We start from the raw sequence: 12257 nt of genomic DNA, 5'->3' as shown, positions 1-12257 counted from the left end.
TTAAAAGGCTGAAAATAAGCAATTCTTTCTAATCACTCCTTAAGAAATACTTAAGATTTCAGTCCTGATTTACGTAATTTCATATCGGTGAGTATCTCGGTCAGTTTCTGTTTGGTATGCAATGGAAAATCCGCATTCATCATCCAGTCATAATACTGTGGTTGTTCGTTGAATACGTCTTCCACTTTACGTCCTTTATATTTCCCAAAGTTAAATATAGGTGCTCCGTCCTTCAGCACCATGCGGCGTGCATAGTCCACTATTCCTTCCTCTCCATTCGTAAAGTTATGTAGTGCCTTTACATCATTTTCAAGGTTTGCATACTTGTCCAGTTGCGCTTGTAATATTTCTACGGTCGCTTCTATATCTGCTTCCGCGCTGTGTGCATTAGTTAATTCTTTTTTACAATAGAACTCATAGGCTGCACTCAGTGTACGGCTTTCCATTTTAAAGAATATCTGCTGTACGTCTACAAACTGCCTTTCTGTAAAATCTACCTGCACGTTGCAACGCAACAGTTCTTCAGCCAGCATCGGTATGTCAAAACGTACGGCATTATATCCACCCAGGTCACAACCCTTCATCCATTCATATATTTCTTTGGCTACCTGCTTAAAGGTCGGGCAGTCTTTTACATCGTCGTTCGTGATACCGTGTATAGATGTTGACTCCGCAGAAATAGGAATGGTTGGGTTAATGCGTTTTACATATTTGTCCTTAGTACCGTTGGGATTCAGTTTGATCATCGCTATTTCCACGATCCTGTCTGTGCCCGGGTCGGTTCCGGTGGTTTCAAGGTCAAAAAATATGATCGGTTTTCTTAAGGAAAGCTCTGCCATGAGTACTATTTAATTCAATTCTTTGTGCGAACATACATTATTCCAGTCAATTCCGTCGAATGTACCGGAGCTCATCAGCAGCAGGCACACAGGTTTTTCAGCTTTGTTCAGCAGTGTAGCCACCGTTCCTGCAAGTTCTTCTTTATTATCTATGGCCACTAACCCATCTGTCTTAAAATGTTGTGTCACATCTTCTTTGGTCAGTGGTGGCAAGCCCTTCAGCTGCAATGCATGGTGGCTGAAATACACGATAGCATCGTCTGCACCTTTCATACTTCCTGCATATTCTTCCAGGAATTTAGCACTCAGGCTGCTGTAGGTGTGCAGCTCAAAACAGGCTATCAGTTGATGATTGGGATAAGCTTCCCTCGTTGCTTCCAGTGTGGCTTGCAGTTTAGATGGTGCGTGCGCAAAGTCCCTGTATGCTACCAGGTTATCAGTCTCTATTATTTTTTCCAGCCTGCGTGCAGCGCCTGTAAAGTCTGTAATGGCCTCATAACAATCTTCACGGCTGATGCCCAGCTCCTGGCATACGGCTATGGCAGCCTGCATGTTCAGCAGGTTGTGCCTGCCAAAAACAGAAACTTCTACCGGGCCTATTTTAGTATCCAGCACGGCTACGCCATCTTCATAATGGAAAGCAGGCATACTATAGGGTACTGCTTTCAGGTGGCCGGCAGATGAGGCTACGACCTTTTTCACTTCCTCATCCTCTGCATTGTAGAACAAGGGGATGCCCTTGTCGCAGTCGTGCAGGTATTGCCTGAACTGGTCAAGATATATTTCATAGGTAGGAAATACATTGATATGGTCCCACGCTATGCCGCTCAATACGGTTATGTGTGGGTGATAAAAGAATATCTTGGGTTTTTTCTCTATTACCGATGCCGGGTATTCATCTCCTTCCAGTATGATAACAGGTGCGTCACTCAGTTTTACTGATTGATCGAAACCCTCCACTTTGGCACCTACCAGGTAGTCAAAATCAAGGTCCTGGTGGCGTAGTATATGCATGATCATCGATGTAATAGTGGTTTTGCCATGGCTGCCCGCTATCACAATACGTGTCTTTTCTTTAGCTACTTCATAAATATATTCCGGAAAAGAATATATAGGAATGTTAAAATTCTGTGCCGCAAGCAGTTCAGGGTTGTCTGCTTTGGCGTGCATACCCAGTACTATAGCGTCAATTTCCGGCGTGATAAGCTCAGGGTGCCAGCCTTGTTTTTCGGGCAAAATGCCTGCTGCTGCTAGGTTTGAGCGTGCAGGGTCATTGATTTCATCATCACTACCCGTTACCTTGTTGCCCTGCCTGTGCAGTGCCAGTGCCAGTTGGTGCATTACAGCACCTCCTATAGCTATAAAATGTATATGCTTCATTGATTTTTTACTATCTTTACTATCTTAGTACAAATGTAAGGGACGTTTTAGTTTTTTAAATAAGTAATAAAATATGATGAAAAAATATACAATTCTACGTCGCGTGGCTCCAATAGTAGCCCTGCTGACATTAACTGTGATGATGGCTTCTTCATGTGCGTCAACCAACAAGTATGGTTGCCCCAACCACCTGGAGAGCAGTGTAGGCATGCCTTAATAAGGTTTATCTCAAATAAGAACAACTTATATAGGTTGGTAAAACATGGTTTTGCCAGCCTTTTCTTGTTTATGGAAGTTTTTTGTTACTGTACTACAAACCTGGATATGGCCTGTTGCCCGTCGGATGCACTAAAGAGCACATAATACCAACCAGCAGCCCAGGAGGAGACATCTATTTTTTGTTCCGTGCTGTTCCTGAGCGTCTTTGATTTGTATATCTCTTGTCCCATGCTGTTTACAACCATCATTGCTCCTTCCGGGGCATTGGCAGGTAGTTGTATATATACCATATCGTCTGCAGGATTAGGGTAAGCGGTAAGTTCTGTTTTGTTATTGTTGATATCTTGTACTGCGCCGTACCACCCGTAATTGATAATGTAGATCACCCCGGTGTCTCCTGTATTCAGCAACCTGCTATCTGCCATTGAGGATGTATCTGTTTTTATAGAACTGCCGGCAATAGCATACATTCTGTCTCCAACGCTAACAATGGCGCCCGCCCAATCTTCGTTTTTAGTTCCTGTTTCTTTTGCTGTATATGAATGGTCATACCACCAGCCATCTATATAGGATATGTTGATATTTTGTGCTGTTGTCCTGTTACCGCCTTCACATAGTATGGCAACGTCGGGAGGGCCGGTAATATGTGTATTAGTATTTTCATTACATAGGGCAGAGCCCGTACCATAGCTGTTATTCTGAAATTGATTGGTGGATCTTGTATAGATAGTATCACCGTTTGGTTTGACGTGAACAAGCCATCCGGTTTTGAAAGCATATTTATTATCATGTATCATCGAGTCCACAGATTTTGTATAACCTGTTATCATGATGTTGCCTGATTTGGTAAAGATAGCTGCCACTGCTTTGTCTGTATCGCTACCGCCGTAACTCCGGTCCCATGTTACTGCTCCTGCGGAGTCCAGTTTCAGCAGGTGATAGTTATATCCGGTCTGTGCTGTATCAAACCACGAGGTATCGTTGCAGTCATAGTCTGTTGAGTTGGAGCCGGAAATGATATAGTAGTTCGTATCAGCAGCCAGTACGCTGCCTTCAGTTCCCTCATCACCGGTTCCTCCTATCGTTTTTACCCATTTCAACACGCCTGCAGAGTCTGCCTTTATGAGTATCCAGTCATTAGTATTGGTACCTCCGTAGTGCGATGAAATATCGCCATCAGAACCGTTACTGGCACCTAATATCAGCAGATCTCCTGTTGCTGTCTCTGTAATGGAGATAGCTCTGTCGTCACCTGTGCTGCCAATATTTCTTTGAAAAATCTTATTGCCGCCCGAGTCAAGTTTTATCAACCAGATATCATCGGCTCCAAAATAGGATGTGATGCTCCCGTTTGTAGAACTCGTGGTGGATACGATAGCATATCCTCCATCTTTCGTGGCACAGATGGCCTTTGCCTGTTCGGTCAGGCTGTCATCACCGCCAAACACTTTCATCCAGATAATGTTGTACTGGTTGTCCAGCTTGCCAACTATGATATTGCTGCCTTTTTGCTGGGTAGCAGCCGCTGGTATGTTGCCCTGGTTATTACAATTTGAGTGCCCTGCAAATACGATCTTATTATTTTCAACTGTGATAGCGCAGTTGATACGTGTGCCACAGCTATCAGCACCAAAATAGAAATTACCAACCACAAAATTTCTGAAATAAGAGGTTGCATAGCTGCTCGAAATATTACATAACAGTAAAACCGGAAGTAGAAAGTAGCGTAGTTTCATAAACGGGCATTTGGTTGTTTATAATAGTATTGTAAATATACAAATGTGAATGTTTTGCTGTGTCATTATTGTGTCATCTGCCGGTTTTGATCATGTTCCTTTTCGAGATTATTATTCCCTTTTGATCACGGATGATGAGCAGGTATATGCCTTCAGGTAAAGATGCCGTATTAATTATAGTTTGGTCCCCTGGAGCATCACCCGCAAGCACGCACATACCTGTCATACTATATAGCTGGTAAAAACAGGATCGCTTACCCGTGGCTGATCTCAGAATAATAACATCCTTAAAAGGATTGGGGTATGCTGCTATTTCATCGTCTGCCTGTAAGGGTTGTTGGACTGTGATATAATGTGGGTTGCGGGTACAGTCCGTTCTCGACTGACTTGTGTAGCGCCTGTATGCCGGGTTATTACCTTTGTTATATGCATATGGTGTGCCGATGCCGGGATAGCTGATATTGCCTTCCCAATATCCGGGCGGACCTGACATGTATAATGATAGTTCAGGAAGTGCAGACGTGCCCACAGGCATAATTGTACCATTAAGATTATTTCCATACTCAAAATATCCCTTGCCTGAAAGTGAATAGTTGCCTGTTGTTCCTGTTACTTCATTCCCGGTATAGTTAGTACTGTCTGCAGCACCGGGTAACGTTGAAATGCCATAGAGCTCAGCCTTGTTCCTGAAAAATGTATTGAATGGGCCATTGATACCATGAGAGTCATCAACAATGATATTTTGTGCTACGTTGCCTTCAAATAAATTAAGGTAGGGATAGTCCCCATGACAGACAATATCACCGGCTGCATCAGCAGGAGAAGGAGGCTGTGTCCAATATGGATCCAGCGAGTAATTATAGGATATAACATTTCCATTGGCGCCTGCCTGTACTACCATAGAATGGCGCAGATGTTCAAATATGTTGTTTTCTACCAGGCAGTCCCCACTGGTAAATTCAAGGTTTGCTCCATATGCTTCACTTTTATCTCCATAAGAATGCGCATGATGAAAATAGCAACCACGTACGAGTACATGAGTTGAGTAATTGATTGCTACATGAGAGTAGTTGGTCATATTGCTTTCAATGCCGGATATCCAACAGTCGGCCGCTGCAAAAAGATCTATATTATTGGTTCGTGCATTGGTAGAGTCAGTTCGCTCTATATACATGCATTCCAATCCAACGTGTCTTACCGGCTTCATTTTTAGTATATATATACCCGAGCTGATCTTATAACTGCGCCTCGGAGGAGTCTCCACGTAAACAGTGTCGCCATTTATTTTTTCTATCCTAAGTATTTGACCTGAAGTGGTATAGGCCCATGGTGAAGTAACCAGATCACTGTCATTACAGAATAAATAGAGGTAGTCGCCGTCATGTAATCCCGTTACACTCGACAGAACTATCGAGCGGTCATTTTTAGTAATAGAGTGTTGCACTTTTAAGGTGTCAGGCTCTATAGTCCCCCTTATGTTGAACATATTATTCAATGGCCATGACAGGTTAAACAATAAGCGGGTAGCACTGCCTTCTCCCCTGATAACAATGCTGTCGCGTTCCAGGTTCACAGGCTGCCTGAACAGGTAAGTGCCGGCGGGAATAATGACGGTGCCGGGTTGGTTGTTAAGTGCCGCGATTGCCCTTGCCAATGCTGTATCGTCAGGTATCATTCCATTTGCATAAGCCCCGTAGTTCATAATATTTACCTTGTTACTGAAGTCAGGTACAGTATCAGCAAGCCCTGCATTGGCCCAGTTGGTCAGTCTGTTGTAAGGTATTGTCTGGGCACGGCAATGAATTGCGGCAAGCCCTGATAAATAAATGACTATGATAGGAAAAATAGTTTTCACATACTCAAGTTACGAAATAACGTACACGTCTTGCGGCTATGCTCACCCAAAAGTATGTCACCCTTTTATCACTTACTAAAAGACCATCCTTTCCACCCGGGACTTCTGAACGAGACCCCATGCTGAATTTTAAATTTTATTTTATCAATTAATTATAGTACATTTGTTGTAAATAAATTCGTGCTTGCGCATGTCTCGCCATTCTGAGATTATTGCCATCACCATCCGTTTGCCAATGACAAACCATGATAGCTAACAATAATATGTATCGACATCTTTCTGATTACAGATATTCAGGCGCCCCTCTATATGAGGGGCTTTTTTATGGATTGTTAAGTAAGAAAGACTTCCGGTCTTACTTAACAAAACTTAACAATTATGCATGTAATATAATGACAATCAATTGTTTGTATTGTATATATATTAGCTTTCGGTTAAAAGGTTTGGGTCGGTTACTTAACAATTTCCCGTATTACTCAATAAAATATAGCAATAGCTACACAGAGTTGTTAACAACAACGCACAACCGCTCCTGCAAACTGTTAATTGCCATCCTAAAACTATACGGCTTTCCCCGTACCTTTGCACCGCATATGACGCAGGAACAGATAAAAGAAATGCGCGGGCGGGTGAAACACCTGCACCGTTTTTTACGTATAGATGAGCGTATCGCCAAAACCGAAAATGATAAGCAACTGACCTTGTCGCCGGGCTTCTGGGACGACAATGCACGAGCCACGGGTGTGCTCAAAGAAATAAAGGTCAACAAGTTCTGGATAGACCTGTACCAGAAGATAGATACATCGGTAGAGGATTTTGCCGTTCTGTTCGATTTCTGGAAAGCCAATGAAGCTACCGAAGAGGAAGTAAAAGAAGCCTACGAAAAGGCCATAGCCGACCTGGAAGATGGGGAGTTCCGTTCCACACTTAATGAACCGGAAGACGAGATGCCGGCTGTAATGGTCATCAACAGTGGTGCAGGTGGCACCGAAAGCCAGGATTGGGCGGAGATGTTGCTGCGTATGTATCGCATGTATGGCGAAAAACAGGGCTGGAAAGTGTCTGAACTGGACCTGCAGGATGGTGAAGCTGCCGGTATCAAACAGGCCACTATCGAATTTGATGGTGCGTTTGCCTACGGGTTGCTGAAAGCCGAAAGCGGGGTACACCGCCTGGTGCGCATCTCGCCTTTCGACTCCAATGCCCGCAGGCATACCTCTTTTGCGTCTGTATTTGTTTACCCGCTGGTAGACGATAGTATTGAGATAGCTGTTAACCCCGCCGACCTGGAATGGGAGTTCTACCGCTCAGGTGGTAAGGGTGGCCAGAACGTGAACAAGGTAGAAACTGCCGTACGCCTGAAACACATTCCTACGGGTATCATCGTTGAATGCCAGCAATCGCGTACACAGGGCGAGAACAGGGAAAAAGCACTTACCATGCTGAAAAGCCAGTTGTACGAAGAAGAACTGCGCAGGCGCGAGGCACTGAAGAATGAGGCTAATTCCAGCAAAAAGAAAATAGAGTGGGGCTCACAGATACGTTCCTACGTGTTCCACCCCTATAAAATGATAAAAGACCACCGTACCGACTACGAGGTAGGCAACGTACAACCTGTAATGGATGGCGAGATAGATGGTTTCATCAAGGCATATTTAATGACGGTAAAAGAGGAGCAGGACTGATTTGGCACAGGGCAACGACATAAAAAAGATATTCGACCTGGCTTTGCTCAGGCGCATACTGTCGTTTACAAGACCTTATAAAGGAAGCTTTGTGACGTCAATTTTGTTGTCTGTCATCCTGGCTGCAGCTGCGCCGCTACGCCCTTACCTCATACAGTTATCTGTTGACAAATACATAGCCAACCACCTGTTGGAAGGCTTGATATGGCTCACCGTTATCCAGCTGGGTTTGTTGCTGGTCGAAAGCTTGTTGCGCTTCTGGTTCATGTACCTCATCAACTGGCTGGGGCAGACCGTAGTGAACGATATGCGTAAAAAGGTATTCCAGAAGATACTTTTCCAGGATATAGCCTATTACGACCGTACACCCATAGGCACGCTCACCACGCGTTCTATCAACGACCTGGAAGCTGTGAACGAGGTCTTCGGACAAGGTGTTATTTCCATCATCGCCGATGTGCTGACCATCATTGCCATTATCATAGTTATGCTGGCTACCGACTGGGAACTGGCGCTGATATGCCTCAGCACCTTCCCGGCCATCATTATTGCGACCTATGTGTTCAAAGAGGCGGTGAACAAATCTTTCCAGCGGGTGCGCAATGCTGTGGCTGCACTCAACGCATTTGTTCAGGAGCATATTGTTGGCATGTACATTGTGCAGGCCTTTGGAGCAGAGGCACGGGAGTTCGATAAGTTCAGGGACATTAACAAAGAACACCGTAGTGCGAATATCAAAGCCATTTTCGCTTATTCTGTTTTCTTTCCCGTTGTAGAGATCATCGCGACCATCGCCATCGCATTATTGGTATGGTGGGGTGCTGTGCGTATGATGCATTTTGAGACCAGCCCCGGTGTTATCATCGCCTTCGTGATGTATCTCAACCTGTTATTCCGCCCCCTGCGCATGTTGGCCGATAAGTTCAACGTGCTGCAAATGGGTATGGTAGCGGCAGAGCGTGTGTTCACCGTGCTGGACAGCGAAGAACACCTCCTGAACAAGGGCACATACACGGTTGATAAAATAGAAGGCGATGTAGTATTTGATGAGGTGCATTTTGGCTACAAGCCTGATATACCCGTGCTTAAAGGTGTGTCATTCCACCTGCCGAAAGGTAAGACCATGGCCGTAGTAGGGCATACGGGCGCGGGCAAAACTTCCATAATCAGTGTCCTCAACAGGCTGTACGAGATCAACGGTGGCAGCATAAAAATTGACGGACACGATATTGCTGAATACGACGTACACAACCTGCGTAGCCACATAGGTATCGTATTGCAGGATGTATTCCTGTTCTCAGGTACGGTATATGAGAACATTACCCTGCGCAATAAAAATATCTCGCTCGACGAGGTAAAACGCGTCACCAAAATGCTGGGCATGCACGACCATATCATGAAGCTGCCCGGTAACTACGACTTCAATGTCATGGAGCGGGGCAATACACTATCGCAGGGGCAGCGGCAGCTACTGTCTTTTGCACGTGCCTTGTTATACGAACCCTCTATTCTTATTCTCGACGAAGCCACCTCTTCTGTTGACAGCGAAAGCGAACAACTGATACAAAAAGCGATAGACACGATGATACAGGGACGTACGTCGATCGTTATTGCCCACCGCTTGTCTACCATCCGCAAAGCAGATGAGATATTGGTAATGGACAAAGGCAAAGTGCTTGAGCGCGGCAACCACAACGAACTGATAGCCGCCAAAGGTGCTTACTACGATCTGTATACGGCCGTAGAAAAACAAAAAGAAGAAGTGCTGTAATGCCTTGCTACATGGCAAAGTATTCCAATGCCTTATACACCAGTATGGCCGGCCATACAATAGCTTTTAAAATACCCAGTGCGCCCATCCAGAATCCGGTGGCATGCTGAATGAAATAAATAACAGCGCCAATAAAGCCGAAGCCATACACTGCTGATGATTGTCTTGCCGCTGCTCTGGTAGCCTGTTTCATGATATGCTATTTTGTTGATGAACAAATCAAGTCATTTTTACCCGCTATACCTATGATGTTCGTCACAATTGCGGCAGGCCACTGTTAGCTGTGTGTTATTTCTTCACCATAGTATATTTCAGCTCCCCGCGAATAAGTTGTGTGCGGTCATCATTCTCCATGGCTCTGTACAGCCTTGTCGTGTCACCGCTTATCTCAAAAATGTAGCCCTTCTGGTTTTTGGTATGCTCGTCAAAAAGCATCTCATCCAGGTTGGTCTCTTCATCACCGATAAAATCGGTGAACACATAATAAGTAGTATGGTCACCGATACCGCTTACCAGTCCGTCGTCGCTGAAGGTAGCTTCTGTAGTTTTGCCGTGCTCATCGGTAACGCTGTAACTGCCTGAGAATAATATTTTGTTGGCCATGTAAGTAAGGCTGTAAGGCTCTCCGTTATCGCTTTGCGGGCCGGTTACTTTGGTGAATGTTCTTTTGTCCAGTAGTTTTTTGTCCTTGTCGTAGTGGTTCAGCGTTACCATGTTTTCACCATTTTCGGTGGTATAACCCAGCTCGTAGAAGTTGTCGCTGTTATCAGGGTCAGTATGCGCCGTTACCAGCGATCTGTCATCCTGCCCCTGCCGGTACATCAGGTAAAAGGTATAGCCCTCATGATTATTCAGGCTGGCAGAAACAATGGCTGAATCTCCTGAAACTATTTCAGGGTCTATATCCATCGAAACAATGCCCTGTAGTTTGTCTGAAGATGCCTTGGGGGATTTTGTTTTGCCCAGGTCGTCTACATAATCCGTCAATACCCATACGCCCTTAATGTTGGGTGCAAAACTTGTTTGCAGCTCTATAGGCGAGGGGCCATTGGTTTTGTTGCCATTATCACTGCCACAGGCGGCAAAGGCAACTATCAGCGACAATGCGATAAGTATCTTCTTCATAGTCTTTCAAAAATACTACTTTTTCGTTGCCGCAAAACTACAGGTGTTATTAGTTATTTAGTTGTGCCAGCAACTCATCATGTGTATATACTTTGTTGTCCAGCAGTACGGCATCTACATGGGTTATTGCTTCCAGTTCTTTCAGCGGGTTGCCTGCCAGTAGTATCATGCTTGCTTCTTTCCCTACTTCCAGTGTACCCACTTCACCATCACGGTGCATGTACTTTGCAGGATTAATGGTAGCACATTGCAATAACTCGTAATTGCTCAGCCCTGCTTGTTGCATCCTTTTCATCTCTTCTATCATGTTATAGCCGGCCACCATATACTGCTCACCACCTTCGGGACTTGTAAGTAAAGGTATGCCCATCTGCGCCATCTGCTTTACAATGTCGGTTTTTATTATTTCAATGGCAGCATAGTCACTACGTATAGCATTATATGCAGAATCTCCTATTTTGTTTCTTGCTGCTGCTATCTCTTCGTGCCATTGCAGTTGAGTACTGTCAGGTATGTATTCAAGTCCGGCCCTTTTCTTTAGCACTTCTTCGGAGTATTGATGAAAATACACACTATACCAATCCAGCGTTGGCGACTGGTATACATGATTGTCCTTTGTAAGCCTGAGTATCTTGTTAAAATATTCAGGTCCCTGTTTGTAGGCCTTTACATATTCCTGCAAGTGTTCCACACAATTAAAACCACTGGTCAGCACATACTCCAGTGCAACGTTACCGGGGGTATGCCCGCAAACGGTCAGCTCATATTGGTTGGCATACTTCATCAGGTTGTCAAACGATATGCTGTCTTTTATATCTATAAACTTGATGAAATCATACCCTGTATGCTTATACGCCTGCACAAGGCTATCCGCACTGTGGTCATCCAGCGGAGTGAAACGTGTGATGATGGGCGTTGAGATATATAAATGCGGAATGGCATAGTCTTTTATGTCACGATAGGCCAGTTGTTCTTCCCTGCCTCGCATGGCACGTACCATTGTTATGCCACCCATCAGGTTCAGCGTCAGGAACTGTTTTATCTCATCAGGACCCGGCAGGTGCACATGCATCTCGGCCATGCCCGGCATCAGGTACCTGCCCTTTGCATCTATCACTTTTGCAGTGGTAGAGATAGCCTTTTTATTATCTGCGCCGATGTAGCTGATGCGATTATCTTTTATGCACAACAACTGGTCTTGCAGCGGTACACTGTCTTTCATGGTGATGATATTGGCATGCCTCACAATGATGTCGGCCTCCTGCAAGGCCGGTTGCGCATGACATGCTAAGCTGAAGAGTAGTGTAATAGCTGTAAGTGTTTGTTTCATGAGTATAATTTTCAGTTAATAACGGGATGAAAGGGTAAAACGTTAGGAAAAGATATGTTAAATAATCTATGTTGTCCAAGGGGCATCTTGAATAATGAAAAACAACCCGTTTTGCAAACGGTAATTAATGAACCATAGTTCATTAGTAGGATGCTTATGTAATCATTTAATAACAGACCCTCTTTCCCTTAAGGGGACAGGGATGGGCTCATGTACAGCATATTCTCAATCCGCAGTACTTGAAAGATGATTGATTGCTTGTTGTGAAAGGAATGCCAATAGCAAAGAGGGTATTATGCAATATATCCTGAGTTGCA

Annotated in this window: 10 protein-coding genes; 3 read left to right on the top strand and 7 right to left on the bottom strand. The window is 44.6% G+C overall.

Annotated features, from left to right (window positions below):
- Positions 1 to 50: 50 nt before the first annotated feature.
- Positions 51 to 839 (bottom strand): 3'-5' exonuclease, encoded by a 789-nt coding sequence (locus H6550_15625; protein ID MCB9047563.1) that lies wholly within the window; start codon positions 837 to 839, stop codon positions 51 to 53.
- A gap of 9 nt (positions 840 to 848) precedes the next feature.
- On the bottom strand, positions 849 to 2219 hold the full coding sequence (locus H6550_15620) for a peptidoglycan synthetase (GenBank protein ID MCB9047562.1): 1371 nt from the start codon (positions 2217 to 2219) through the stop codon (positions 849 to 851).
- Between the two features lie 73 nt (positions 2220 to 2292).
- Here H6550_15620 and H6550_15615 point away from each other — a divergent pair, with 73 nt between their 5' ends.
- Positions 2293 to 2436 (top strand): hypothetical protein, encoded by a 144-nt coding sequence (locus H6550_15615; GenBank protein MCB9047561.1) that lies wholly within the window; start codon positions 2293 to 2295, stop codon positions 2434 to 2436.
- Between the two features lie 85 nt (positions 2437 to 2521).
- Here the strand turns inward: H6550_15615 and H6550_15610 are convergent, their stop codons facing one another.
- The gene (locus tag H6550_15610) at positions 2522 to 4174 is read right to left on the bottom strand and encodes a T9SS type A sorting domain-containing protein (GenBank protein ID MCB9047560.1); all 1653 of its coding nucleotides are present in this window, start codon (positions 4172 to 4174) and stop codon (positions 2522 to 2524) included.
- A 73-nt stretch (positions 4175 to 4247) separates the two neighbouring features.
- Positions 4248 to 6029 carry a T9SS type A sorting domain-containing protein gene (locus tag H6550_15605; GenBank protein MCB9047559.1) on the bottom strand — a complete coding sequence of 594 codons (1782 nt, stop codon included), beginning with the start codon at positions 6027 to 6029 and terminating at the stop codon, positions 4248 to 4250.
- 593 nt (positions 6030 to 6622) lie between these two features.
- Between H6550_15605 and prfB the strand changes: the two genes are divergently transcribed.
- A complete protein-coding gene (prfB, locus tag H6550_15600; GenBank protein MCB9047558.1) occupies positions 6623 to 7714 on the top strand; it encodes a peptide chain release factor 2 in 1092 nt (363 codons plus the stop codon).
- 1 nt (position 7715) lies between these two features.
- Positions 7716 to 9485 (top strand): ABC transporter ATP-binding protein, encoded by a 1770-nt coding sequence (locus H6550_15595; GenBank protein ID MCB9047557.1) that lies wholly within the window; start codon positions 7716 to 7718, stop codon positions 9483 to 9485.
- A gap of 7 nt (positions 9486 to 9492) precedes the next feature.
- Here H6550_15595 and H6550_15590 read toward each other — a convergent pair whose 3' ends face one another.
- The 3 genes from H6550_15590 to H6550_15580 all read right to left on the bottom strand — a co-directional run bounded on the left by H6550_15590 (position 9493) and on the right by H6550_15580 (position 11940).
- Positions 9493 to 9678 carry a hypothetical protein gene (locus H6550_15590; protein ID MCB9047556.1) on the bottom strand — a complete coding sequence of 62 codons (186 nt, stop codon included), beginning with the start codon at positions 9676 to 9678 and terminating at the stop codon, positions 9493 to 9495.
- 95 nt (positions 9679 to 9773) lie between these two features.
- Positions 9774 to 10610, bottom strand: coding sequence for a hypothetical protein (locus H6550_15585; GenBank protein ID MCB9047555.1), 837 nt, complete (start codon positions 10608 to 10610; stop codon positions 9774 to 9776).
- Between the two features lie 49 nt (positions 10611 to 10659).
- A complete protein-coding gene (locus H6550_15580) occupies positions 10660 to 11940 on the bottom strand; it encodes an amidohydrolase family protein (protein MCB9047554.1) in 1281 nt (426 codons plus the stop codon).
- Positions 11941 to 12257: the final 317 nt, after the last annotated feature.

This window comes from Chitinophagales bacterium (genome assembly GCA_020636495.1).
Lineage (GTDB): Bacteria > Bacteroidota > Bacteroidia > Chitinophagales > Chitinophagaceae > UBA5543.
Note: the sequence above shows the minus strand (reverse complement) of the source record. Positions and strands in the feature narration are given on the sequence as shown.

Coding starts and splice junctions, on each gene's coding strand:
- H6550_15590 (MCB9047556.1), bottom strand. CDS start 9,678: ATGAAACAGGCTACCAGAGCAGCGGCAAGACAATCATCAGCAGTGTAT.
- H6550_15625 (MCB9047563.1), bottom strand. CDS start 839: ATGGCAGAGCTTTCCTTAAGAAAACCGATCATATTTTTTGACCTTGAA.
- H6550_15610 (MCB9047560.1), bottom strand. CDS start 4,174: ATGAAACTACGCTACTTTCTACTTCCGGTTTTACTGTTATGTAATATT.
- H6550_15580 (MCB9047554.1), bottom strand. CDS start 11,940: ATGAAACAAACACTTACAGCTATTACACTACTCTTCAGCTTAGCATGT.
- H6550_15615 (MCB9047561.1), top strand. CDS start 2,293: ATGATGAAAAAATATACAATTCTACGTCGCGTGGCTCCAATAGTAGCC.
- H6550_15585 (MCB9047555.1), bottom strand. CDS start 10,610: ATGAAGAAGATACTTATCGCATTGTCGCTGATAGTTGCCTTTGCCGCC.
- H6550_15620 (MCB9047562.1), bottom strand. CDS start 2,219: ATGAAGCATATACATTTTATAGCTATAGGAGGTGCTGTAATGCACCAA.
- prfB (MCB9047558.1), top strand. CDS start 6,623: ATGACGCAGGAACAGATAAAAGAAATGCGCGGGCGGGTGAAACACCTG.